This is a genomic window from Citrobacter sp. CRE-46 (genome assembly GCF_059615875.1).
The window spans coordinates 1,930,095-1,955,247 of sequence record NZ_CM184341.1; the positions used below are offsets into that span (position 1 = coordinate 1,930,095).

Sequence of the window (25,153 nt, forward strand, 5' to 3'; positions counted from 1 at the left end):
CATTAATTTCAGCACAGCGGATCTTAACCATTCATCAATAACTCTGTTATTCTTGCGCTTTTCAACGGCTATTTATTTAACGTTGACGTTTAACACTCCACTCTGATGGACGTATTGGGGGAAATTGGGACATTTATGAAGCTCAAGGGAAAAATCAAAAAACGCTATTTTATCTTCGCCATCATCCTTATTGTGGCGATAATTGCACTATGGCGAACGCTTAATGCGCCTTTACCTCAGTACCAAACGTTAATTGTTCGTCCAGGCGATCTCCAGCAAAGCGTACTGGCAACCGGGAAACTGGATGCGCTGCGTAAAGTTGACGTCGGGGCGCAGGTCAGTGGGCAGTTAAAAACGCTGTCAGTCGCGATTGGCGATAAAGTAAAAAAAGATCAACTGCTTGGCGTTATCGATCCTGAACAGGCGCAAAACCAGATCAAAGAGGTTGAAGCGACGCTGATGGAATTACGCGCCCAGCGTTTACAGGCTGAAGCCGAGTGGAAGCTGGCGCGGGTGACGCTTTCCCGTCAGCAACAGTTGGCGAAAACCCAGGCGGTTTCACAACAGGATCTCGATACCGCGGCTACCGAGATGGCGGTCAAACAGGCGCAAATCGGCACCATTGATGCACAGATTAAACGTAATCAAGCCTCTCTTGATACAGCAAAGACCAACCTTGATTACACCCGCATTGTGGCGCCGATGGCGGGCGAGGTTACGCAAATAACCACCCTGCAAGGACAAACCGTTATTGCCGCCCAGCAGGCGCCTAACATTCTGACGCTAGCAGACATGAGTACAATGCTGGTGAAAGCGCAGGTTTCCGAGGCGGATGTTATTCACCTGCATCCCGGACAAAAAGCCTGGTTCACCGTCCTGGGCGATCCACAGACGCGCTACGAAGGTACGCTGAAAGATGTCCTGCCGACGCCGGAAAAAGTGAATGATGCGATTTTCTACTATGCCCGCTTTGAAGTGCCTAACCCGAAAGGGATCCTGCGTCTGGATATGACCGCACAGGTCCATATTCAGCTCACGGATGTCAAAAATGTCCTGACCATCCCGCTGTCGGCGCTGGGCGATCCTATTGGCAATAATCGCTATAACGTCAGACTGCTGCGTAACGGCGAAACCCGCGAGCGTGAGGTGGTGATCGGCGCGCGCAATGACACCGATGTGGAGATTGTGAAGGGGCTGGAAGAGGGAGATGAAGTCATTACCGGCGAGGGCAATCCTGGAGCGGCGAAATGACGGCATTGCTTGAGCTGAGCAATATCCGCCGTAGTTACCCGTCAGGCGAAGGGCAGGTCGAGGTGTTAAAGGACGTTTCCTTGAGCATTCAGGCCGGTGAAATGGTGGCGATTGTCGGCGCGTCTGGTTCGGGTAAATCAACGCTGATGAACATTCTCGGCTGTCTTGATAAACCTACCAGCGGCACGTATCGGGTGACCGGGCGCGATGTCTCCACTCTCGATAGCGATGCGTTAGCGCAGCTGCGACGCGAGCATTTCGGTTTTATCTTCCAGCGTTATCATTTGTTGTCGCATTTGAGCGCCGCGCAAAACGTTGAGGTGCCTGCGGTCTATGCCGGGACTGAACGTAAGCAACGTCTGGCTCGTGCGCAGGAATTACTCCAGCGGCTGGGGCTGGGCGACAGGGTTGATTATCAGCCTTCCCAGCTTTCCGGTGGTCAGCAGCAGCGGGTCAGTATTGCGCGTGCGTTGATGAACGGTGGGCAGGTGATCCTGGCCGACGAACCCACCGGCGCGTTGGATAGCCATTCTGGCGAAGAGGTGATGGCGATTTTGCATCAACTTCGCGATCGCGGACATACGGTAATTATCGTTACGCACGACAGCCAGGTCGCCGCGCAGGCCGAGCGCGTCATTGAAATTCGCGACGGAGAGATCGTACGTAATCCGCCGCCGCACAAATCTTCTGGCGGACGCGAAATCTCCGGGTCGACAGTGAAAACAGTATCCGGCTGGAGTCAGTTTATCAGCGGTTTTCGCGAAGCGCTCACCATGGCCTGGCTGGCAATGGCTGCGAATAAGATGCGTACGCTGCTGACCATGCTGGGGATTATCATCGGTATTGCTTCGGTGGTTTCAATTGTGGTGGTGGGGGATGCGGCAAAACAGCTGGTGCTGGCAGACATTCGCGCTATCGGTACCAATACCATTGATATCTATCCAGGCAAAGATTTCGGCGATGACGATCCGCAGTATCAACAGGCGCTGAAATATGACGATTTAACCGCGCTGCAGAAACAGCCCTGGGTGAGTTCGGTGACGCCTGCGGTGTCGAAGAACCTGCGGTTACGCTACGGTAATATTGACGTGGCAGCCAGTGCGAACGGCGTTAGCGGCGACTATTTCAATGTCTATGGCATGACGTTTAGCGAAGGCACCACCTTTAACGCTGAGCAGCTGGCTGGCCGGGCGCAGGTGGTGGTGCTTGACAGTAATACCCGACGTCAGCTGTTCCCCAACAAAGCGAAGGTGGTGGGCGAGGTCATTTTGGTGGGAAATATGCCTGCTACGGTGATTGGCGTTGCAGAGGAGAAACAGTCGATGTTCGGCAGTAGTAAGATCCTGCGGGTCTGGCTGCCTTACAGCACCATGTCCGGGCGAATTATGGGGCAATCGTGGCTGAACTCAATCACCGTGCGAGTGAAAGACGGGTTTGATAGCGCTCAGGCTGAGCAGCAACTTACCCGTCTGTTGTCGTTACGCCATGGGAAGAAAGATTTCTTTACCTGGAATATGGACGGCGTCTTGAAAACCGCCGAAAAGACCACACGTACATTACAACTCTTCCTGACGCTGGTGGCGGTCATTTCGCTGGTGGTGGGTGGAATCGGCGTGATGAATATTATGCTGGTTTCGGTAACCGAACGAACGCGCGAGATTGGCATTCGTATGGCGGTTGGCGCGCGCGCCAGTGATGTGCTGCAACAGTTCCTCATTGAAGCGGTGCTGGTATGTCTGGTTGGCGGCGCGTTGGGCATCACGTTGTCGATGCTGATCGCCTTTACGCTACAGTTATTCCTGCCCGGCTGGGAAATTGGCTTCTCACCCGTTGCGCTGCTCACGGCATTCCTGTGCTCAACCGCTACCGGAATTTTGTTTGGCTGGTTACCGGCGCGTAATGCGGCGCGGCTTGATCCGGTAGATGCGTTGGCGCGGGAATAATGTTACAGAGATAAAAATGCCAGCCGCAAAGGCTGGCATTTTGACTGCGGGATGTACACAATGAAACAGAAGGGTTAAGCGACGGCTTCTGCTTCAATGACAGGCACGATGACACTGGCATGATTGCCTTTTGGCCCCTGGTGGACATCAAACTGGACAGACTGTCCGGCTTTTAGCGTTCTGTAACCATCCATCTGAATGGTGGAGTAATGGGCGAAAATGTCTTCGCCGCCGCCTTCGGGGCAGATGAAACCAAACCCTTTGGCGTTGTTGAACCACTTAACAGTACCCGTTTCCATACTTCGACATCCTTCGTAGATCTTATATAAGTAAGATGGAATGAACCGGTTGCGGAGTGGGGGCTGTTCAAAACCTCGCCAACTCTCGAAACTACAATTTAGAGAAATCAGGCGGGGCGTCAAGCGTCAGACGGATGGAATAGGGTAAAAATGCATCAAAATTTGAAGCAGTTAACGCTATTGTCGGTTCTGTGACAGATGTCGCGGATGGCACTAATAGATGATAGTTATCTAATACTTGAGGTAGATTGATTGTGTGCATAGGCTGCTTGTCAGCGGCAACATTTTCTGCCGGAAACCGTAACTGAAGATGACGACTGACAATGAGTAAGACGAACGACTGGCTGGATTTCGATCTGCTGGCGGAAGACAAATTGCGCGACGCGCTAAAACCGCCATCTATGTATAAAGTGATATTAATCAATGATGATTACACTCCGATGGAGTTTGTTATTGACGTGTTACAAAAATTCTTTTCTTATGATGTAGAACGTGCAACGCAACTGATGCTTGCAGTTCACTATCAAGGTAAAGCTATCTGCGGCGTATTCACTGCCGAAGTGGCCGAAACCAAAGTCGCGATGGTGAACAAATATGCAAGGGAGAACGAGCATCCGTTGCTGTGTACGCTGGAAAAAGCCTGAATGCAGGCATAAATATTGGGGGAGGTGCCTATGCTCAATCAAGAACTGGAACTCAGTTTAAACATGGCTTTCGCCAGAGCGCGCGAGCACCGACATGAGTTTATGACCGTCGAGCACTTGTTACTGGCGTTGCTCAGTAACCCATCGGCCCGCGAAGCGCTGGAAGCGTGTTCTGTGGATCTGGTGGCGCTCCGTCAGGAACTCGAAGCCTTCATTGAACAAACCACACCCGTATTGCCTGCCAGTGAAGAAGAGCGCGACACGCAGCCAACGTTGAGTTTTCAGCGTGTACTGCAACGCGCGGTCTTTCATGTTCAGTCCTCCGGGCGCAATGAAGTTACCGGCGCAAATGTTCTGGTAGCTATCTTTAGCGAGCAGGAATCTCAGGCGGCCTATCTGCTGCGTAAGCATGAAGTGAGTCGTCTGGACGTGGTGAATTTTATTTCTCATGGCACGCGCAAAGACGAACCAAGTCAGTCTTCTGAATCCGGGAATCAGCCAAATAACGAAGAGCAAGCTGGCGGGGAGGACCGTATGGAGAACTTCACGACTAACCTTAACCAGCTTGCCCGTGTGGGTGGAATTGATCCGCTCATTGGCCGGGAAAAAGAGCTGGAGCGCGCCATTCAGGTACTCTGCCGCCGTAGAAAAAACAACCCGCTGTTGGTGGGTGAATCTGGCGTCGGTAAAACCGCGATTGCCGAAGGCCTTGCCTGGCGTATTGTTCAGGGCGACGTGCCGGAAGTTATGGCGGACTGCACCCTTTACTCTCTGGATATCGGGTCGCTGCTGGCGGGCACCAAATACCGCGGCGATTTTGAAAAACGCTTTAAGGCGCTGCTGAAACAGCTGGAACAGGATACTAACAGCATCCTGTTTATTGATGAGATCCACACCATTATCGGTGCGGGCGCGGCATCGGGTGGCCAGGTGGATGCGGCGAACTTAATCAAGCCTCTGCTCTCCAGCGGTAAAATCCGTGTGATAGGCTCCACGACCTATCAGGAATTCAGCAATATTTTTGAGAAGGACCGGGCGTTAGCGCGCCGTTTCCAGAAAATTGATATCACTGAGCCGTCGATAGAAGAGACCGTGCAGATTATCAACGGTCTGAAACCGAAATACGAAGCGCACCATGACGTTCGCTACACCGCGAAAGCGGTGCGTGCCGCGGTCGAACTGGCGGTGAAATACATCAACGATCGTCATCTGCCGGATAAAGCTATTGATGTGATCGATGAAGCGGGGGCGCGGGCGCGTCTGTTACCGGTCAGCAAACGCAAGAAAACCGTTAACGTCGCCGATATTGAGTCCGTGGTGGCCCGCATCGCGCGTATCCCGGAGAAGAGCGTGTCGCAGAGCGATCGTGATACGCTGAAAAATCTGGGTAACCGTCTAAAAATGCTGGTATTCGGACAAGATAAAGCCATTGAGGCGCTGACTGAAGCGATCAAAATGAGCCGTGCCGGTCTCGGCCATGAGCATAAACCTGTCGGTTCATTCCTGTTTGCCGGACCGACTGGCGTTGGTAAGACCGAAGTCACGGTGCAGCTGTCCAAAGCGCTCGGCATTGAGCTGCTGCGTTTTGATATGTCCGAGTATATGGAACGTCACACCGTCAGTCGTCTGATTGGTGCGCCTCCGGGATATGTCGGTTATGACCAGGGCGGTTTGCTGACCGACGCGGTCATTAAACACCCGCATGCGGTCCTGCTGTTGGATGAAATCGAAAAAGCGCACCCGGATGTCTTTAACCTGCTGCTGCAGGTAATGGATAACGGTACGCTGACCGACAATAATGGCCGTAAGGCGGACTTCCGTAACGTGGTGCTGGTCATGACCACCAACGCCGGGGTACGTGAGACCGAGCGTAAATCGATTGGGCTTATTCATCAGGACAACAGCACTGATGCGATGGGCGAAATCAAAAAAGTGTTTACGCCGGAGTTCCGTAACCGTCTCGACAATATTATCTGGTTTGACCATCTCTCTACCGAGGTGATTCATCAGGTTGTTGATAAGTTTATTGTCGAGTTGCAGGTACAGCTGGATCAGAAAGGCGTCTCACTGGAAGTAAGCCAGGAAGCACGTAACTGGCTGGCTGAGAAAGGCTATGACCGCGCGATGGGTGCACGTCCGATGACGCGTGTTGTTCAGGACAACCTGAAAAAACCATTGGCCAACGAACTGCTGTTCGGTTCGCTGGTGGATGGTGGTCAGGTAACCGTTGAGTTGGATAAAGAGAAAAATGAGCTGACCTATGGTTTCCAGAGTGCGCAAAAGCACAAGCCAGAAGCCGCACATTAAGTTCTGGTCTCTAATGAGCCGGGCGTAATGCCCGGTTTTTTTTCGCCTGAATGTTGTGATTTGAATTGGGGGTACCCGGAGTATTTAACCGGCAGGCAAAAAATAAGCCTGCGTAAGGGAGATTACGCAGGCTAAGGAGGTGGTTCCTGGTACAGCTAGCATTTATGGGTTATGTTTTTCAGCGGGTGGGATAATACCCTTAATGAACGAAACGGTATGTGATCGATTTCTAAGAATCTTCCGATCACTGAAAAATAACCGTAATTAACTACTTAGCATGCGGGTTGCGTGTGGACTCACCGGCAAAATTACGCATTAACAAGGCATAATTCAGATCAATATCCTCAGGTACCGGCATCCACACGGTGTAACCATCGCCCGGAGCAACCGGCATGGCTTCGCCTTTCGCGTTTTCCATTTGCTCAAGCGTAAAGTTGATATTGCCCTGTGGGGTCATCAACTCCAGGCTGTCGCCGACGGTGAATTTGTTTTTCACCAGTACGGCTGCAAGTTCGCCTTTACGTTCGCCGGTAAATTCGCCAACAAACTGCTGACGCTCCGACACAGAGAAACCGTATTCGTAGTTCTGATAGTCGTCATGCGTATGGCGGCGCAGGAATCCTTCGGTGTAACCGCGATGTGCCAGACCTTCCAGCGTCTCCAGCAGTTGCGGGTCGAACGGTTTGCCGGCAGCGGCATCATCAATCGCTTTGCGATAAACCTGCGCGGTACGTGCACAATAATAGTATGACTTGGTACGGCCTTCGATCTTCAGCGAATGCACGCCCATCTGCGTCAGACGTTCAACGTGGGCAATGGCACGCAAATCCTTCGAGTTCATGATGTAAGTGCCGTGTTCGTCTTCGAACGCGGTCATGTACTCACCCGGTCGCTGGGCTTCTTCAATCATAAAAACTTTATCTGTCGGCGCGCCAATACCCAGCGTGGGTTCGACGTTTTGTACCGGGATCGGCTCGTACTTGTGAACGATATTGCCCACCACGTCTTCTTTCCCTTCCTGCACGTTGTATTCCCAGCGGCAGGCATTGGTACAGGTGCCCTGGTTCGGGTCGCGCTTGTTGATGTAACCAGAGAGCAGGCAGCGCCCGGAATAGGCCATGCACAATGCGCCGTGAACGAAGATCTCAATCTCCATATCGGGCACCTGAGTACGGATCTCTTCAATTTCTTCCAGCGACAGTTCGCGAGACAGGATCACGCGGGTCAGCCCCATCTGCTTCCAGAATTTGACCGTCGCCCAGTTAACGGCGTTAGCCTGCACCGACAGGTGAATATCCATGTCAGGGAAGTTCTCGCGCACCAGCATAATCAGACCCGGGTCCGACATGATCAGCGCATCCGGCCCCATTTCCACCACCGGTTTCAGATCACGAATGAAGGTTTTCAGCTTGGCATTGTGCGGCGCGATGTTAACCACCACATAGAATTTTTTACCCAGTTCATGGGCTTCATTAATGCCGAGCTGCAGGTTTTCGTGGTTGAATTCGTTGTTGCGTACGCGCAGTGAATAACGCGGTTGGCCCGCATAGACAGCATCTGCGCCATAGGCGAAAGCGTAACGCATATTTTTCAGCGTTCCCGCCGGGGAAAGGAGTTCCGGTTTAAACATAATTATCTCGTTCTGATGACAGGTCAGACTCGCCTCACTTAATGAGGCGGTTAGGGGAGTGCCCCCATATTAAGGGCGGGCATTGTAGCGCTGAGGGGCGGGCAGGTAAAGTCATTGTGCTGGTGGTCGCTTCGCCTTACCCGATATCATTTGGACTATCGCTGATTACGCAATTCGGCACGCATCGGCTTCCCAGCGATACCCTACGCCATACACCGCGCGGATAAATGACTGCTCCGCATCCAGCGATTCCAGCTTGCGTCGCAGGTTCTTAATATGGCTGTCGATGGTGCGGTCGGTAACGACGCGGTAATCGTCATACAGATGGTTGAGCAACTGCTCGCGGGAGAACACTTTTCCCGGCTCATGTGACAGCGTTTTGAGTAAGCGGAATTCCGCGGGCGTTAAGTCGAGCATTTTCCCCCGCCATGACGCCTGAAAACGACTTTCGTCGACAATCAGCGGGCTGTCTGCATCCATTTGTTGCAGTTCGCGCTGAGGTTTACAACGACGCAGGATCGTCTTCACGCGAGCGACGACTTCGCGCGGGCTGTAGGGTTTACAAATATAATCATCCGCACCAATCTCCAGTCCCAGCAGGCGATCAATCTCTTCGATTTTTGCGGTTACCATCATGATGGGAACTTCAGAGAAACGCCGAATTTCCCGACACAGGGTCAGGCCATCGGTGCCGGGCAGCATCAGATCCAACAAGATCAGATCGGGCGGCGTTTGACGTACGTAAGGCAGAACCAGATCGCCATGGCTGATGAGCGTAGGCGCGTAGCTTGCCGCCCGCAGATAGTCGATAAGCAGTTGTCCCAGCTTGGGTTCGTCTTCCACGATCAGAATACGCGGCGTGTTTTCATCAATGGGTAACTCTGTCATACATCTCTCTGTAAATCGCGTTCGAGCGGTAGCTCTACTGTAATGCTAACCCCGCCAAAAGGCGAATGGGCGGCGCGGATCAGACCATTATGCGCCTGGACGATATTGACGCAAATCGCCAGCCCCAAGCCGGAACCTCCGCTGGCGCGGTTACGCGAGCCTTCGGTGCGATAAAACCGTTCAAACAGCTTCTGCAATTGTTCTTCACTCACGCCGGGAGCGGAATCCGCGAAGGTTAATAACACCATGCGTTCACGTTGTTCGGCGCTGATATGCAGCCCACCGCCGCTGTCGGTATAGCGCAGGCTGTTTTCCAGCAGATTGTTGAATAATTGCATCAGACGATCTCTGTCGCCAAATACCGTCATGCTGTCCGGGAGAGAAAGTTGTATCGTCAATCCACGACTGGCAAAGCGTTCACGAAATGCACCGCTTGCCACTTCCAGCAGGGGAATAAGGTCCAGCGATGTTTTCTGATAGGCCAGCGCGCCTTCATCGGACATGGAGAGCTGATGAAGATCGTCCACCAGTTTGGTGAGCGTTGCGACTTCTGCCTGTAAAGAGGTAATGGAGTCAGGGGTAAACTGGCGTACGCCATCCTGAATGGCTTCCAGCTCGCCGCGTAGCACCGCCAACGGCGTACGCAGTTCGTGAGAAATATCGGCCATAAAGTCACGCCGCATCTGCTGGTTTTTTTCCAGCGTACTGGCAAGCTGGTTGAAGTCTTGCGCCAGTTTGCCCAGCTCATCGGTACTGGTCGGCGCAACGCGGGTGGTGAAATCGCCTGCCGCCAGTTTATGCGTGCCTTCCACCAGTCGCTTGACCGGGGCCAACAGGCTGCGCGCCAGCGTAAACGTTGCCAGCGCCGCCAGAATTGTGGAGAGCGCGACGATAAGCCAGCTGGAGCGTCTTTGCTGCATGTCGAAATTGATATCCGTATTTCGCGTTAAGCGCTCTACGGGAGAGGCAATCACGGCGCCCACTTCGCTACCGTTGACGCGGATAGGATGGCGCATACCGTCGTGAGGGACCGGAGCGCGCGGGCCGACCAACACGCGAGCGTTTTGATCAACAACCCAAAACTGGGTACGCCAGCCGTGCGGCGGCATGCCGGGACCGGGTTTATCATCGTCGTTGTCGTGTTCAAACGAGCGCAGGATCTGAAAAACAAAACGATCGTTATTGCGTAAGAACCGCCAGTTGCCATGCTGTTCATACTGCTCGCTCAACGCGTCGCTGAGCATTTGCAGACGCTGCTCGTTACCGTGTTTGATATAGTCAATAAAACCCCGTTCGAAGCTAATGCGTACGGCCCAGTGCATACTGATCAGCAACACGATGCAGGTGGCGAAAATCGCCAGAAACAGTTTGCCGGTAATACCGGGTCGCCAGAACTTCATCAGGTGCTCCTTCTGCGCCGTGAAATCACCGCGTTAGTTTGCGTGTCGTTCGGCACGCGGGCAAAAATAATGGCGGGCAGCGCAATAATGAATGCAATGCACAGCCAGGTATACATAAAGACGGTATGCGTACTGCCGCTGTCGATAGCGATATGCTGCTGGCCAAACATACCTAGCAACAGGCCAGCGATAGTCACCCCGATACTCATCGACAATTGCATGATCATCGACAGCAGGCTGTTGCCGCTGCTGGCGAGATCGTCTGGCAGGTCTTTAAGCGTAAGGGTATTCATGGACGAAAAACGCGTTGAGTTGACCATTCCCTGTAAGAACAGCACCAAGGGCAGGGCGTAATACCAGCCGAGCAACGCAGTGGTCATCAGCAACAGGCTGACCAGCGACAGGCCAAGCGTTGTGGCGACCAGTACGCGGCGGTAGCCAAAGCGGTTAACGACCTGTACCACAATGCGCTTCATGCTCATACTGCCGAGCACCATCGGGACCATCATCAGCCCGGCATGAAAAGGTGAAAAACCGAGGCCAATCTGTAAAAACACCGGCGTCATAAACGGCAGCATACCGCTGCCGATGCGTCCGGCAAAACTGCCGAGCAGACCTAACGAGAAGGTTGGTGTGTGAAACAGATTCAAACTAAACAGCGCGCGTGGATTACGATGGGCGTGTTTCAGATACAGCGCAATAGCCAACACCCCGCAGATAACCAGCGCTGCCAGCGTAATACCGGAGATGCCGGTTCCTTTACTGCCATCGAGCGCCACCGTTAGCACCGCCATGCCGACCGCCAGCATCGCGAATCCCGAAAGATCGAAGCGTCGCGTTTGCATCGTGTAGTTGGGCATCAGCATTAACGTTGCTATCGCGCCGACAATACCAACCGGAATGTTCAGCAAAAATATCCAGTGCCAGGAAGCATACTCAACCAGAACGCCGCCTAACGCCGGACCCAGCAATGGGCCAATCTGACCGGGTAACGTGACAAACGTCATCGCCGCCATATATTGCTCACGCGGGACGATTTTCATCACCGTTAGCCTGCCAACCGGCACCATCATCGCGCCGCCAACGCCTTGTAAGACGCGCGCCATCACCAGCTCGTTGAGCGTGCCGGACCAGGCGCAAAACAGCGAGCCAAGCGTAAACAGGATGATGGCGGTGAAGAAGATATTGCGTACGCCAACTTTATCGGCCAGCCATCCGCTGGCAGGCAGCATTACGGCAACGGTTAATACATACGACACAATGACCATATGCATATGTAACGGGCTTTCTCCGAGGCTGGCGGCCATCGAAGGAAGCGCGGTATTGACGATGGTAGTATCCAGCGACTGCATAAAAAAGCCAAATGCCACAATCCAAAGTTGCCAGCGGGTGCTGTCGGGAAGTTCTGTCATAACTCGGCTACCGGTTTGCTATTTTTACGCGAAAAACGCAGACGCAGACGGTCGAAAAAGAGATACACCACGGGCGTGGTGTACAGCGTCAGGAGTTGACTCACTACCAGCCCACCGACGATGGTGATCCCCAATGGCTGGCGCAGTTCGGAGCCATCACCTGCGGATAACACCAGCGGCAGCGCGCCAAACAGCGCAGCCAGCGTGGTCATCATTATTGGGCGAAAGCGTAACAGGCAGGCCTGGAAAATGGCTTCCTCCGGTTGCAACTTACCGTTTCTCTGCGCTTCCAACGCAAAATCGACCATCATGATGGCGTTTTTCTTCACAATACCAATTAATAGCATGATCCCTATCAGGGCGATTAGGCTGAACGGGGCATTGAATAGCTCCAGTGCCAGTAACGCCCCGACGCCCGCTGAAGGCAGTGTGGAAAGAATAGTCAGAGGGTGAACATAACTTTCATACAGCATACCTAACACGATGTAGACCGTTGCGATGGCCGCGATAATCAGGATCACCTGCGAGTTCATGGTGTCCTGAAAGACCTGCGCGGTACCAGCAAAACTACCGCGAACCGTTGAGGGCACGCCAAGCTGGGTCATCGTCCTGTTGATGGCCTCTGTCGCTTCAGAAAGTGAAGAGCCCGTCGGCAGGTTAAACGACACCGTTGACGCGGCGGACAAGCCCTGATGATTCACCGACAGCGGGGCATTCGCCGGTTGCCATTTGGCAAAGTACGATAACGGGATCGCCTTACCGTCATTGTTGATGACGAACATTTTGTCCAGCGCGCTAATATCCTGGGTGTAACGTCGATCGACCTCCATCACCACTTTGTACTGGTTCATCGGTTGATAAATTGTCGAAATCTGCCGTTGTCCGAAAGCGTTATTCAACAGGCTGTTGGCGGCGGCAACATCGATTCCCAGACGGGACATGGTGTCGCGATCGTAAATCAGATTCATCTCCGCGCCATTGTCCTGCTGATCGGAATTGACGTCCGCCAGTTGGGGCAGGGCGGCTAACGCCTTACGAATTTTAGGTTCCCATTCACGCAGCGCCGCCAGGTCGTCGGACAGCAATGTGTACTGATAGCTGGCGTTGGCCTGTCGTCCGCCGACGCGAATATCCTGCACTGCCATCAGAAACAGATTCGCGCCCGGCTCTTTTGCTAGCGCGACGCGCAGGCGGTCGATCACCTGTTGCGCGCTTTCACGGCGTTCATCGCGTGGCTTGAGGGTAATAAACATCATCCCGCTATTGACCCGGGAACCGCCGGTGAAGCCAGTGACGTTATTCACCGCCGGATCGTCGCGGATGATCTGCATAAAGTCCTGCAGTTTGCCGCGCATCGCCTGGAAAGAGATGCTTTGGTCAGCCTGGATCCCACCCATCAATACGCCTGTATCCTGCTCAGGGAAGAAGGTTTTCGGGATGGAGATGTAGAGCCAAATATTCAGCGCAATGGTACCGAGTAATACCACGCCCACCAGGCGCGTATGGCGCAGTACCCATTTAAGCGATGTGCCGTAACTCTGTTGCAGCGCTACCAACACGCGACCAAATCCCCGCTTACGCGTCTGGGCGCGCGGGGCGCTGGATTTAAGCATCCAGCCGCACATCATTGGCGTTAATGTCAGCGACACCAGCAGGGAAATGCCGATGGCAACCGACAGCGTGACGGCAAATTCGCGTAACAGCCGCCCCGGCAGGCCGCCCATCAGCAGCAGCGGCAGAAACACTGCTACCAGTGACAGGCTCATGGAGAGCACCGTAAAACCGACTTCGCGCGTGCCTTGTAACGCTGCCTGAAGTGGTTTCATTCCGGCTTCCAGATGGCGGGCAATATTTTCCAGTACCACGATGGCGTCATCGACGACAAAACCCGTGGCAATGGTTAGCGCCATTAACGACAGGTTGTTCAGGCTGAATCCGCACAAATACATGGCGGCAAATGTGCCGATTAGCGAGACCGGAACCGCGACGGCGGGGATAAGTGTTGCGCGTCCGGAACGCAGAAAGACAAAGACCACCAGGATGACCAGCGCCACAGAGATAATCAGCGTCTGTTCAACTTCCTCCAGCGAGGCGCGAATGGTCGGAGAGCGGTCCTGGGCAATTTGCAGGTCGATGGCGGCCGGGACCAGGGCTTGTAACTCCGGTAGTTTGGCCCGGATGCTGTCTACCGTCTGAATGATATTGGCTTCCGGTAGTTTGCGGATCATCAGCAGGATGGCCGGTTTGGCATTGGTCATCCCCGCATTGCGCACGTCCTGCACCGAGTCGCTCACCGACGCAACGTCACCTAACCTCACCGCAGCGCCGTTATTGTAGTGGATGATAATGGGTTGGTATTCGGCTGCCGTTTTTAGCTCATCGTTGGTTTGTACCTGCCAACGATGTGTTTCACTCTCGATAGCTCCCTGCGGTTTACGCACGTTGGCGTTATCAATTGCGCTACGCACGTCGTCTAGTGAGACGCCCTGGTTAAACAACGCTTGCGGGTTGAGTCCTACACGCACGGCGGGCAGAGAACTGCCTCCTACATCCACGTCACCGACGCCGTCGATTTGCGCGATGGTTTGCGCCAGTTGGGTCGAGGCGAAATCGTACAACTCACCCTGAGAATACGTATCAGAAGTGAGCGTCAGGATCATAATCGGCGCGTCGGAAGGGTTGGCTTTGCGGTACGTTGGGCGACTGGGCATTCCGCTTGGTAGCAGGCTTTGTGCGGCGTTAATCGCGGCCTGAACGTCTCGCGCAGCGCCGTTGATGTCACGGTCGAAATTAAATTCGAGAATAATGCGTGTGCTGCCAAGCGAACTGCTTGAGGTCATTTCATTCACGCCCGCGATGCGGCCCAGAGAGCGCTCCAGCGGGGTGGCGACGGAGGAGGCCATCGTTTCAGGAGATGCGCCGGGTAATGAGGCGCTAACCATAATCACCGGGAAATCCACCTGCGGCAGCGGGGCCACCGGCAGCAGACGAAAGCCCAGTATGCCGCACAGAGTGATGGCCACAGAAATGAGAATAGTCGCCACCGGACGATGAATGAAAAGCGCGAAAAATTTCATTTACGCTTCCTCTTCCTGACGTGGGAAACGGCTTTTCACATACAGCGACAAACGATCAAACAGCAGATAAATCACCGGGGTGGTGAACAGCGTTAATACCTGGCTTAACAGCAGACCACCGACCATACCAATCCCTAATGGACGGCGTAATTCAGCACCCACACCGGTACTTAACATCAGGGGCAACGCGCCCAGCAGCGCCGCCAGCGTGGTCATCAGGATCGGGCGAAAACGCAGCAAGCAGGCCTGGAAAATAGCTTCACGCGGCGCCATACCCTGTTCGCGCTCTGCGGCCAGAGCAAAGTCGATCATCATGATGGCGTTTTTCTTGACGATACCGATGAGCAAAATAATGCCGATAATCGCAATGACGTCCAGTTCGCTGCCGGCAATCATTAACGCCAGCAGTGCGCCAACGCCTGCCGTAGGCAGCGTGGAGAGAATGGTAATCGGGTGAATAAAGCTTTCATACAGCACGCCGAGTACGATATACATCGCGACAACCGCTGCCACAATTAGCCAGATAGTGTTGCCCAACGCGGCCTGGAAGGCCAACGTACTGCCCTGGAACTGGGTGGTAATGTTCGCTGGCAGGTTAAGCGTTTTTTCGGCATCCAGAATCGCCTGTACCGCATCGCCCAATGAATAGTCGTCTGGCACATTGAACGAGATGGTTGTCACCGGGAACTGATCGAGATGGTTAATCGACAGTGGGGCAAAACGCTGTTCAATGCTGGCGATAGCGCTGAGCGGCACCACGCCGCCATCGCTACTGGTCAGACGAACAGTGTCCATGGCCGCAAGCCCTGGCGTCGTGTTGGTGTCATGTTCTAACACGACGCGATACTGGTTTGCCTGCGTATAGATGGTTGAAATCAGGCGCTGGCCGAAGGCGTTGTACAGGGCGTTATCGACATCCGCCATGCTGATACCTAAACGGCTGGCGCTGTCGCGATTGACGTTCACATAGGCTACCAGCCCTTTGTCCTGCCAGTCACTGCTGACATCAGACACCTGCGGTAGCTGTTGTAGCTTTTCCAACAGTTGGGGAACCCAGGTGCTGAGCGCATCCAGGGAGGTTGCTTGCAGCGTGAATTGATATTGCGTCCGGCTGACCTGAGTATCAATCGTCAGGTCCTGAGTAGGCTGAAGATAGAGATCGACGCCGGGAACGTTGTTTACTGCCTCTTGTAACCGCGCGATCACTTTCTGCACGCGATCGTCACGTTCATCCAGTGGCTTAAGGTTGATTTGCATACGTGCGCTGTTTAATGCCGGATTGGTGCCGTCCACGCCAACAAAAGCGGTCAGGCTCTCAACCGCCGGATCTTGCAGGATGACATCTGAAACCTGACGCTGACGCTGGGCCATGCTGGCAAACGAACTGGACTGCGGCGCCTGCAGCGTGCCCTGAATGATGCCGTTATCCTGTATCGGGAAGAATCCTTTTGGAATAAAGATCCACAGCATGACGCTCAGCGCCAGCGTGCCAAGCGCCACGCTGAGCGTCAGCCACGGATGGTTGAGCACCTTTGCCAGCCAGTGGCCGTACCCGGCGATGACGCGATCAAACATCCGTTCCGAAACGCGAGAGAAGCGGTTCTGTTTACGTAACGATGCCTGGCTGAGCATGCGGGCGCACATCATCGGCGTAAGGGTGAGCGACACCACCGCAGAAATCAGGATCGCCACGGCCAGCGTTACGGCAAACTCGCGGAACAATCGCCCGACAATATCGCCCATAAACAACAGTGGGATCAGCACGGCGATCAGTGAAAATGTCAGAGAGATGATGGTAAAACCAATCTCGCCCGCACCTTTCAGGGCGGCGGTCAGCGGTTTTTCGCCTTTTTCGATATAACGTGAAATGTTCTCAATCACCACGATGGCGTCATCCACCACAAAACCGGTGGCGATGGTTAGCGCCATTAAGGTCAGGTTATTGATAGAGAAATCAAGAAATACCATTACCGCAAAGGTGCCGATTAGCGACAGCGGAACGGCGACCGCGGGTATAATCGTCGCCGGGATATTGCGCAGAAACAGGTAGATAATCATAACAACCAGCGCAATCGCCAGCATCAGCTCAAACTGGGTATCAGCTACGGATGCACGAATATTGGTTGTACGATCCGAAAGCACGCTGACTTTTACTGATTTAGGCAGGCTTTCAGTGAGTTGCGGCAGCATTTGGCGGATGCTGTCAGCAGTGGAAATGATGTTTGCCCCAGGCTGGCGCTGAACGTTCATCACAATGGCTTGTTGCTTATTGGCCCATGCGCCCAGCCAGCTATTTTCTGCCCCTTGCTCCACGGTCGCGACATCGCCCAGACGTACCGGCGCACCGTTTTTATAGGCAATAATCAGCTGACGATATTCATCTGCAGACTGCATCTGGTCGTTAGCTGAGAGGGTGACGGCGCGCGTTGGGCCATCAAGACTGCCTTTGGCCGAATTGACGTTAGCGCCGGTAATTGCCGTACGGATGGTTTCGCTGGTCAGACCGAGCGCGGCAATGGCCTGCGCATTAAGCTTGACGCGGACGGCCGGACGTTGCCCACCGGAAAGCGTTACCAGACCCACGCCGGAAACCTGAGAGATTTTCTGTGCGACGCGGGTTTCGACCATATCTTCAACTTGCGTCATCGGCATGGCGCTGGAGGTGACAGCCAGCGTCATGATTGGTGGATCCGCCGGGTTTACCTTGCTGTAAACCGGCGGGTTGGGCAGATCGCCCGGTAATAAATTGGTCGCGGCGTTAATTGCAGCCTGTACTTCCTGCTCGGCGACATCCAGCGGGAGCGTCAGTTGAAACTGCAATGTCACGACCGAGGCGCCGCCGGAACTTTGCGATGACATCTGTTTTAAGCCGGACATCTGTCCAAACTGACGTTCAAGCGGCGCGGTCACTGCCGAGGTCATGACGTCCGGGCTGGCGCCGGGGTAGAGCGTTACGACCTGAATCGTGGGGTAATCCACTTCCGGTAAGGCGGCGATCGGCAAGAAACGATAACCGATAATACCGGCCAACAAAATGGCGACCATCAGCAGCGTGGTGGCGACGGGGCGCAGAATAAACAGGCGCGATGGGCCGCCTGAGTTGCCGGGTGGTAACACCTGCATCAGGAGTTAGCTCCTTTTTTGCCGTAGCCGCGCGGCGCAGTTTTCTCGTCTGTCACTGAGGCGTCTTGCCCCTCCACGACTTCAACTTTTGCCCCTTCCGTCAGGCGGTCAATACCGTCGGTCACCACGCGATCTCCTGCGGACAGCCCGGCGGTAATCACCACTTTCTGGCTATCCTGGATACCCGGTTTCACCAGGTGTTTACTCACCTTATTGTCGCTGTTCAGCACCCAGACAAAGTGACCTTCATTACCCATTTGCAGGGCGGCCGTGGGGATGACTACGGCATTTTGTTCCGTGTCGACCAGCATGCGGGCGTTAACGAACTGGTTCGGGAATAAGGCATCATCCTGATTGTTAAACCGGGCCTTAACTTTGATGGTTCCAGTGCTCGTGTCGATCTGATTGTCGAGACTCAGCAGGACGCCTTCGCTTAGTTTTTGCGAATTAGTACGGTCCCAGGCTTCGACTTTCAGCGGGTTTCCCGATTTTTGCGCCCGTAACACGGTGGCGATGTCGTTTTCAGGTAAGGTAAATATCAGGTCGATAGGGTGGGTTTGGGTAATGACGACGATACCGGTGGTATCGCCGCTGGAAATCTGGTTGCCAACATCCACCTGCTTCAAACCGACCCGACCATCGACAGGGGCAGTTATACGGCTCCAGTCGAGCTGCAATTGGGCGCTGGCGACACTGGCTTCATCCGCTTTGATTGTCCCTAACGTCTCATTTACCAGCGCCTGTTGGGCATCCAGCTCCTGGCGGGAGACCAGATTGGTTTTTACCAACTGCTGATAACGCGCAAGGTCGCGACGGGCATTCGCCAGCGTGGCTTTATCTTTTGCCAGTTGCCCCTGCGCCTGAGCCAGAGCAACTTTAAACTGGCTGGGGTCTATCTCTGCCAGCAGGTCGCCAGCTTTTACCTGTTGCCCTTCCTCGAAGTGTAACGCGATGAGCTGACCATCTACCCGGCTTCGCACCGTAGCGGTATTGGCGGCAGTAATGGTGCCTAGCCCCGTCAGATAACGTGGAACGGCTTCCTCGGTGGCGGTGGCAGCCTGAACGGGAGCCAACGGCCCGGAACGCATACCACGACGCCCAGCTCCTGGCGAGTGCTGTGCTGGTTTGGTCGCGCCTGGTGCGGTTCCCTGGGGTTCACTGCGGCTTTGCCAGAACCAGAATGCGGCGATGGCGGCCACGACGATCACAATTGCTATCACCCGGCGGGATTTGTTACTGCCTTTCATTGTTATGAGTTTCTCATCCTGAAACGATTCGCGGAATGATACTAGTTTAGCCAGCGAACAAGGGAGAAAAATGGAGGAATTATGAAACACTGTCGGGATTCGTCTGAATGCTGACGCGGCTTTGCGAGGTATTACGCAACATTAAGCGGTGAAAACGGCGAACAAGAAATAGTGCGTTAGAGTGCGTTCAAGGCAAAAAGGAGGTAAGCCAGAGATTTCAGCGGGACGCTGGAACGGGAAAGCCCCTCACGAGGAAGGGGCCAAAATAAGGAAAGGGTTATGATGAAGTACGTCATCATACTGGTGATACTCTTAGTGATTAGCTTACCGGCTTACTAAGACACCAGGGGGAGGGGAAACCTTCCCTAACCCTCACTCCTGAAAATAAGCTACAGCTAAGGTGATGTCAATACACGTCCTTTTCAGCATGCGAGCGGCTTAGCGGAAAACAACCTCAGCCCAGCGGGCCAGTCCGGCGGTGACGGAACCGAAATCATCGCCACCGGCAATTGGGATCCCCGGAAGCTGCTCTGCGAGAGCTTTTTTGATCAACGGCGAACGCGCGCTGCCGCCGGTCAGGTAAATCACGTCCGGTTTTTCCTGCGCGTTTTCCAGCGCCAGTTGAACCTGCTCGAGAATGCGCACCAGGGGCTGATTGAGCGCGGCTTCCAGTCCGTGTTGGCTGATATCGGTGGCCAGCGTTTCACTGATAAACGGTATCGCCGCCGTAACGATGTTCTGGTCGGACAGTGCGATTTTGCTCTCTTCTGCGCTGCGTACCAGGCGGTAGCTCAGACGCTCGCGCCAAACTTTGAGCAACAGGGCGACTTTATCGGCTTCCCGGGCGTCGCGCACAAGATCGTTCAGTAAGCGTCCGTTGGCGCTACTGTAGAACTCACTTTGCGCGGGGACATCGTTAATCGCGACCGCGTTCCACCAGGGCAGAATAGGTAAGGCGATGCCTTTTTCCGTTTCTCCACCCATGCCGAGGAGCGGCATCAAGTGTTTAAATGCCAGCGCAATGTCCAGATCGTTCCCGCCTACGCGGCAGCCGCTGTGCCCCAGCAGGCTATTTTCGCGATCGGCGCGTTGATGCCATTGCGGCCCCATCAGCAACAATGAACAGTCGGTCGTCCCCCCGCCAATGTCCACGACCAATACGCGTTTTTCTTCCTGCAGCGTGGCTTCGTAATCCAGGCCAGCCGCTACCGGTTCGTATTGAAAAACGACATCCTGAAAACCAGCGCGTTTTGCCGCACGTTCAAGAATCCCCTGCGCTTGAGCATTGGCGTCATCGCCGCCTAAACCCTGGAAGTTGATTGGGCGACCAATAACGGCCTGGGTGATGGCTTCCGGCAACTGGCTTTGTGCCTGGTTACGAATATGCAGCATCATGGCGCAGACCAGATCCTCAAACAGCGCAACCTGCTGCGGTTTCAGACCGCTGGCGCCGAGAAAGGATTTTGGTGATTTAACGAAGTACACCTCTTCCGGATCGTCAATATAGTGACCCAGTGAAGCCAGACCGAACTGCACGCTGTTGGCATTCACCTCAATATCTTCTTCGCGGTTATAGCGCATCGCACGACGCAGCAGCGCCTGCGTTTCGTCATCCGTGGTTGGCACGTCGTGATGGCGATACAGCCATTCGCTGACCGCTTCGCGCGTTGGCGCACACAGCATTGAGGGCAGAAGCGCGCTGTTGTTTTCCATTTTGAGCAAGTGTGGCTGCCCGTCATGCATAACGGCCACTGAACAGTTTGCCGTACCGTAGTCAAAACCAATAAACACCGTAAAAATCCCCATGCCAGTGAAGAAGGGGCGTGACTTTAACGAAATGTCGACGTCCCGACAACTGGAATATGAAAGCAAGGCGTATCGTTTGAATACCGTTTATGCTGTAGGTTTGCTTGAAAAGGAAAACGCAATGTTCACGCTGAGTTGGCAACCGCCTTATGACTGGCCCTGGATGCTGGGGTTCCTGGCCGCCCGTGCGGTGGAAGGGGTAGAAACCGTGGGGGATCTGCGTTATGCCAGAAGCCTGACTGTCGGGAATCATCGTGGTCTGGTGCGCGTGATACCGGATCTACACACCCATCAACTACACGTGACGTTGAGTCCGGGGCTACAGCCGGTTGCCGCAGAGTGTCTGGCTAAAATGACGCGCTTATTCGATCTTACCTGTTGCCCGCAGCAAATCGTCAGCGCGCTGGGAAGCCTTGGGGCAGCGCGTCCGGGACTGCGTTTGCCGGGCAGTGTGGATGCGTTTGAACAAGGAGTACGGGCGATTTTAGGGCAGTTAGTCAGCGTAGCTATGGCGGCGAAACTGACGGCGAAAGTGGCGCATACTTATGGGGACACGCTGGAGGATGCGCCAGAGTATGTGTGTTTTCCCACCCCTGAAGCGCTCGCTGATGCCGATCCATTACACCTGAAAGCGTTAGGGATGCCGCTCCAACGCGCTGAAGCGTTAATTTATCTGGCTCGCGCGACGCTGGATGGAACGCTTGCGACACAAGCGCCTGCCGATATCGAGCAAGGCGTCAAACATCTGCAAACGTTCCCCGGAATAGGGCGCTGGACCGCCAACTACTTTGCGCTGCGCGGCTGGCAGGCGAAAGATGTTTTTCTGCCGGATGACTATCTCATTAAACAACGTTTTGCCGGCATGACGCCCGCCCAGATTCGGCGGTATGCAGAGCGCTGGAAGCCCTGGCGCTCCTATGCGTTATTACATATCTGGTATACGGATGGCTGGCAGCCGTCAGTTGATGGCGAAATTACTGGTATTCAGTAGCAGATCCAGCGGTTGGGCGTCGGCAATGATATCGCCATAAATCATATCAATCCCGATGCCAGAAAGCGCATCCATGATTAGTGGCAACTGCACCGGACCAGCGATGGTTTTAATGTCCAGACGCTGAGCATGGCCCTGGATAATGGACACCCACATTTCGTCAATCAAGTTACCGTGGACACTGGCGCTTAGCTCGCTGTCGAGTAGAAGGTAATCAACCATGTGATACTTCAGGTTGTCAAAAAGATCTAAATCGCGACCGACATGACTTAAAATAATTCGACATCCGCACTGTCGCAGTCGATGTAGTGTGGATATAGCCTGCGTTGGGTTTGTTTTTATCACGTTAGACGGAACGGTCAGGTGCAGCAGTCGTGGTGGTAACGGACTTCTTTGCAGTTGCCCCAGCAGTTCGTCAACAAGTTCTGTATTCAGCAATCCGGCGGCGGAAAGGGGCAGGGCAATGCTGAGTCCCTTACTGGCGACGGCCGGGGCTGCACTCTGGAAGAACTCGGTAAATACCCGGCGGTCAAGCGCCTGATTCAATGTAGAATCGACCAGCCCGGCACGGAAAGCGTGCTCTTCAATAATTTCTCCTTCAGCTGTCCCTAAGCGTAGTGAGAGCAGCCAGAAGCTAAACGTCTCTGGTATACGCGGGGAGGCCACGCCCCGGGCGATGATTAACATTGGATTGTGCGTAATGGTGTGTCTTTGTTCATCCAATGACAGTTGGCTTCGCGCCGCATGGGCCTCGCTTTGCTGGGGTTCATAAACGCAGACTCGCCCACGTCCACTGTTCTTCGCCGCATAACAGGCTATATCCGCCTGGGACATGACGTCACTCGCGACATGGTTTTTTTCATCAATTAGCGTAATTCCCGCACTGGCGCCAATACGGTGCAAGCGTCCATCCCACATGAAGTGGTAATCGTTGATGGCGCTGATGATGCGACCTGAGATAAAGCGGGCGCTTTCGATATTACAATCCGGCAGCAACAGACCAAACTCGTCACCGCCAAGGCGCGCCAGCATATCGCTGGAACGCAGCATGCTGAGCATCAGTGAAGAGAGTTCGCGTAGCAGGGCATCGCCTGCGGCGTGACCGGCGCTATCGTTTACGGCTTTAAAACGATCGAGATCGATAAAAACCAATGCATGACGTTGGTGCGTGTCGTGAACCGTATGCAGTAATTGTTTTAGATGATTTTCGAAGCTGACCCGGTTTGCCAACTGCGTCAGATCGTCATGCGAGGCGCTGTAGCTAAGCTGGCGCAGCATTTTACGTGACTCGGTGACATCCTGAATCACCAGCACCGAGCCAATGCTGCCGCCATCGAGTGTGCTGAGGGGGGTGATGCTGTACTGAATGTCATAACTGTTGCCGTTGCGACAATGCAGAACGACTTCCTGCTCGATGGCCGTACGCGACATGTCAGCGCTGTAGATATTCTCCATCAGCGGTCCGTTGTCGCCGAAAGTAATACGGAGTACCGTCAGCAGCGGAATGCCGATGGCGCTTTCCTGCTGCCAGCCGCTCATCTTCTCTGCGACCGGATTCATAAAGGTCACGTTCATATCGACATCAATACAAATCACTGCTTCGCCAATCGAATCCAGCGTAATGTGCAGACGTTCTTTTTCCTGATACAACGCTTCGTTAAGCTGCTTCACCTCGGTCATATCCATATTGATGCCAAGGAAGCGTTCAACTTCACCATCTTTATTCAGTACCCGGTTTGCCAGTGAGCGGATGTGCCGCACGCCATCTTTGACCGCAATACGAAACTCGAGCTTAAAGGGGGCCCGTGCGGCCAGCGAATCACGAATGACATTTTTAGCATGTTCACGATCTTCGGGCACAACGCAGTCATACCAGACTTGCCAACTGGGTTTGATATGCGCAGGGACTTCATAGAGATCAAACATGCGCTTATCCCAACTGATGACGTCAGGCTGCAGCTCCCATTCCCAGATTCCAATTCCCCCGGCTTCATTGGCGAGGGTAATGCGCTCCATCAACCGTTTATTAATCCACTCGGTATGCTTCAGATCGTTAATATCCTCAACCTGCGCAATAAAGTAGAGTGGGGTATTGTCGCTATTACGCACCAATGAAACGGCCAGCAAGGCCCAAACGACATCACCGGAGCGCGTGTAATAGCGTTTTTCCATGGAGTATATAGGGAAGGAAATCATTTGATACTACCGGGAGAAGGTTGGATTAACCGGGAATACGCGGGATTACTGGATTCGGTTCAAAATCTCATTTGATACCGTTCTGAAGAAATGCAGCCGATCGGCAAAACATTTGATACTAATCTACTGGCACTTCAAAAGCTGAGATTCAGCGTTCAAGGAAAATTTTAACACACTTCAAAAAAGAAGGCCTGCTGGTTGATGTACTGCATGGATCCAGCGTAAAGCAGATGTAATAAATAGTTACTTCTGCCAGGGACCACTCAACCGACCTTCTTGCTATCACCATGTAGGTCCGCTTCGGCTACGCCGCTACCACCTTCAGATGACCCTTTTTTCAGTTGCTCATTAAGCCTAATAAGACGATCTTTATCGCTGGCGCTTAAGCTTTCCCATGCACGGTCAGCTTCGCTATCACTCATTTTATCCAAAATTCCTCGCGCTCCGACCTTCATGAAAAGACTTATCAGTGACGCTCGTTCTTCAGGCGAGAGCGCTTTATAAATCATGCTCCATGTGAATGATGCGACTGCTTCAGAGATGGAATCATCATCTGATGGAGACGCCGTAAACCCTATACCTGCGCTGCTGCCGATATTGCCAGTCGGTCCAGCTGATGATGAGGCTCTGTGGTATTCGTCATCAACCAGCACGCCGTCGTTCCCAGTAGCCAGCCATGCGAGACTGACATTTTCGAGTTCTGCAATTTTTATCAAAACCTCTACGCTAGGGGTTGCCGATCGAGAGAAGTAGTTATTCAAAGTTGAGTAAGGAAGGTCCCAATCGAGTGAGACCTTCCGAAGACTTCTCCCTTTGAAAAGGCTTTTTATCCTATCGCGAATACTTTCTTTTCCCTTTTGAGCAAAAGCAAAATCTTCTTTCTTTTCAGGATTCATTTTCTTTTCCATTTAACTATATGAATTTAAATAAAAAACAGCC

Annotated in this window: 16 protein-coding genes and 1 pseudogene; 6 read left to right on the top strand and 11 right to left on the bottom strand. The window is 53.7% G+C overall.

Features of this window, described 5'->3' with window-relative positions; genetic code table 11:
* Positions 1 to 135 precede the first annotated feature (135 nt).
* A complete protein-coding gene (gene macA / locus AC534G_RS09015; protein WP_038641845.1) occupies positions 136 to 1,251 on the top strand; it encodes a macrolide transporter subunit MacA in 1,116 nt (371 codons plus the stop codon).
* The gene (gene macB, locus AC534G_RS09020; protein WP_110497460.1) at positions 1,248 to 3,194 is read left to right on the top strand and encodes a macrolide ABC transporter ATP-binding protein/permease MacB; all 1,947 of its coding nucleotides are present in this window, start codon (positions 1,248 to 1,250) and stop codon (positions 3,192 to 3,194) included. Before macA ends, macB begins: the two co-directional genes overlap by 4 nt.
* Positions 3,195 to 3,268: 74 nt before the next feature.
* On the opposite strand, the gene cspD is transcribed toward macB, so the two are convergent.
* The gene (gene cspD, locus AC534G_RS09025; RefSeq protein WP_003036813.1) at positions 3,269 to 3,493 is read right to left on the bottom strand and encodes a cold shock-like protein CspD; all 225 of its coding nucleotides are present in this window, start codon (positions 3,491 to 3,493) and stop codon (positions 3,269 to 3,271) included.
* 323 nt (positions 3,494 to 3,816) lie between these two features.
* Between cspD and clpS the strand changes: the two genes are divergently transcribed.
* Positions 3,817 to 4,137 (top strand): ATP-dependent Clp protease adapter ClpS, encoded by a 321-nt coding sequence (gene clpS, locus AC534G_RS09030; protein WP_006683877.1) that lies wholly within the window; start codon positions 3,817 to 3,819, stop codon positions 4,135 to 4,137.
* Positions 4,138 to 4,167: 30 nt separating this feature from the next.
* A complete protein-coding gene (gene clpA, locus AC534G_RS09035) occupies positions 4,168 to 6,444 on the top strand; it encodes an ATP-dependent Clp protease ATP-binding subunit ClpA (RefSeq protein WP_496594535.1) in 2,277 nt (758 codons plus the stop codon).
* A gap of 268 nt (positions 6,445 to 6,712) precedes the next feature.
* On the opposite strand, the gene trhP is transcribed toward clpA, so the two are convergent.
* The 7 genes from trhP to AC534G_RS09070 all read right to left on the bottom strand — a co-directional run bounded on the left by trhP (position 6,713) and on the right by AC534G_RS09070 (position 19,221).
* The gene (trhP, locus tag AC534G_RS09040) at positions 6,713 to 8,074 is read right to left on the bottom strand and encodes a prephenate-dependent tRNA uridine(34) hydroxylase TrhP (RefSeq protein WP_006683890.1); all 1,362 of its coding nucleotides are present in this window, start codon (positions 8,072 to 8,074) and stop codon (positions 6,713 to 6,715) included.
* Between the two features lie 165 nt (positions 8,075 to 8,239).
* Entirely contained in the window at positions 8,240 to 8,962 is a 723-nt protein-coding gene (baeR, locus tag AC534G_RS09045; RefSeq protein WP_038641831.1) for an envelope stress response regulator BaeR, read from the bottom strand.
* Positions 8,959 to 10,362, bottom strand: a complete 1,404-nt coding sequence (gene baeS / locus AC534G_RS09050; RefSeq protein WP_085047912.1) for an envelope stress sensor histidine kinase BaeS — start codon at positions 10,360 to 10,362, stop codon at positions 8,959 to 8,961. Before baeS ends, baeR begins: the two co-directional genes overlap by 4 nt.
* Positions 10,362 to 11,774, bottom strand: a complete 1,413-nt coding sequence (locus AC534G_RS09055; protein WP_110497464.1) for an MFS transporter — start codon at positions 11,772 to 11,774, stop codon at positions 10,362 to 10,364. The genes baeS and AC534G_RS09055 overlap by 1 nt, the downstream gene beginning before the upstream one ends.
* Positions 11,771 to 14,851 carry a multidrug efflux RND transporter permease subunit MdtC gene (mdtC, locus tag AC534G_RS09060; RefSeq protein ID WP_038641823.1) on the bottom strand — a complete coding sequence of 1,027 codons (3,081 nt, stop codon included), beginning with the start codon at positions 14,849 to 14,851 and terminating at the stop codon, positions 11,771 to 11,773. The genes AC534G_RS09055 and mdtC overlap by 4 nt, the downstream gene beginning before the upstream one ends.
* Complete coding sequence (locus AC534G_RS09065) at positions 14,852 to 17,974, bottom strand: MdtB/MuxB family multidrug efflux RND transporter permease subunit (protein ID WP_110497466.1); 3,123 nt, start codon at positions 17,972 to 17,974, stop codon at positions 14,852 to 14,854.
* Positions 17,974 to 19,221: an MdtA/MuxA family multidrug efflux RND transporter periplasmic adaptor subunit gene (locus tag AC534G_RS09070; RefSeq protein WP_110497468.1), complete on the bottom strand. Its 1,248-nt coding sequence runs from the start codon at positions 19,219 to 19,221 to the stop codon at positions 17,974 to 17,976. Before AC534G_RS09070 ends, AC534G_RS09065 begins: the two co-directional genes overlap by 1 nt.
* 279 nt (positions 19,222 to 19,500) lie before the next feature.
* Between AC534G_RS09070 and AC534G_RS09075 the strand changes: the two genes are divergently transcribed.
* Positions 19,501 to 19,560: a type I toxin-antitoxin system Ibs family toxin gene (locus AC534G_RS09075; protein WP_106672390.1), complete on the top strand. Its 60-nt coding sequence runs from the start codon at positions 19,501 to 19,503 to the stop codon at positions 19,558 to 19,560.
* A 99-nt stretch (positions 19,561 to 19,659) separates the two neighbouring features.
* On the opposite strand, the gene yegD is transcribed toward AC534G_RS09075, so the two are convergent.
* Positions 19,660 to 21,012 (bottom strand): molecular chaperone, encoded by a 1,353-nt coding sequence (yegD, locus tag AC534G_RS09080; RefSeq protein ID WP_110497470.1) that lies wholly within the window; start codon positions 21,010 to 21,012, stop codon positions 19,660 to 19,662.
* A 136-nt stretch (positions 21,013 to 21,148) separates the two neighbouring features.
* Here yegD and alkA point away from each other — a divergent pair, with 136 nt between their 5' ends.
* Positions 21,149 to 22,018: a DNA-3-methyladenine glycosylase 2 gene (gene alkA / locus AC534G_RS09085; RefSeq protein ID WP_110498809.1), complete on the top strand. Its 870-nt coding sequence runs from the start codon at positions 21,149 to 21,151 to the stop codon at positions 22,016 to 22,018.
* Here the strand turns inward: alkA and AC534G_RS09090 are convergent.
* Together AC534G_RS09090 and AC534G_RS09095 are read right to left on the bottom strand one after the other, a co-directional pair.
* Positions 21,986 to 24,196: pseudogene (locus AC534G_RS09090) on the bottom strand (diguanylate cyclase); the annotation flags it as partial. The gene alkA and the pseudogene AC534G_RS09090 sit on opposite strands and share 33 nt — an antisense overlap.
* A gap of 281 nt (positions 24,197 to 24,477) precedes the next feature.
* Complete coding sequence (locus tag AC534G_RS09095) at positions 24,478 to 25,110, bottom strand: helix-turn-helix domain-containing protein (protein WP_164562391.1); 633 nt, start codon at positions 25,108 to 25,110, stop codon at positions 24,478 to 24,480.
* Positions 25,111 to 25,153: the final 43 nt, after the last annotated feature.

What these genes read in the sequence shown, in the direction of transcription:
- macA (WP_038641845.1), top strand. Translation starts at nt 136, where the DNA reads ATGAAGCTCAAGGGAAAAATCAAAAAACGCTATTTTATCTTCGCCATC.
- macB (WP_110497460.1), top strand. Translation starts at nt 1,248, where the DNA reads ATGACGGCATTGCTTGAGCTGAGCAATATCCGCCGTAGTTACCCGTCA.
- cspD (WP_003036813.1), bottom strand. Translation starts at nt 3,493, where the DNA reads ATGGAAACGGGTACTGTTAAGTGGTTCAACAACGCCAAAGGGTTTGGT.
- clpS (WP_006683877.1), top strand. Translation starts at nt 3,817, where the DNA reads ATGAGTAAGACGAACGACTGGCTGGATTTCGATCTGCTGGCGGAAGAC.
- clpA (WP_496594535.1), top strand. Translation starts at nt 4,168, where the DNA reads ATGCTCAATCAAGAACTGGAACTCAGTTTAAACATGGCTTTCGCCAGA.
- trhP (WP_006683890.1), bottom strand. Translation starts at nt 8,074, where the DNA reads ATGTTTAAACCGGAACTCCTTTCCCCGGCGGGAACGCTGAAAAATATG.
- baeR (WP_038641831.1), bottom strand. Translation starts at nt 8,962, where the DNA reads ATGACAGAGTTACCCATTGATGAAAACACGCCGCGTATTCTGATCGTG.
- baeS (WP_085047912.1), bottom strand. Translation starts at nt 10,362, where the DNA reads ATGAAGTTCTGGCGACCCGGTATTACCGGCAAACTGTTTCTGGCGATT.
- AC534G_RS09055 (WP_110497464.1), bottom strand. Translation starts at nt 11,774, where the DNA reads ATGACAGAACTTCCCGACAGCACCCGCTGGCAACTTTGGATTGTGGCA.
- mdtC (WP_038641823.1), bottom strand. Translation starts at nt 14,851, where the DNA reads ATGAAATTTTTCGCGCTTTTCATTCATCGTCCGGTGGCGACTATTCTC.
- AC534G_RS09065 (WP_110497466.1), bottom strand. Translation starts at nt 17,974, where the DNA reads ATGCAGGTGTTACCACCCGGCAACTCAGGCGGCCCATCGCGCCTGTTT.
- AC534G_RS09070 (WP_110497468.1), bottom strand. Translation starts at nt 19,221, where the DNA reads ATGAAAGGCAGTAACAAATCCCGCCGGGTGATAGCAATTGTGATCGTC.
- alkA (WP_110498809.1), top strand. Translation starts at nt 21,149, where the DNA reads ATGTTCACGCTGAGTTGGCAACCGCCTTATGACTGGCCCTGGATGCTG.
- AC534G_RS09095 (WP_164562391.1), bottom strand. Translation starts at nt 25,110, where the DNA reads ATGAATCCTGAAAAGAAAGAAGATTTTGCTTTTGCTCAAAAGGGAAAA.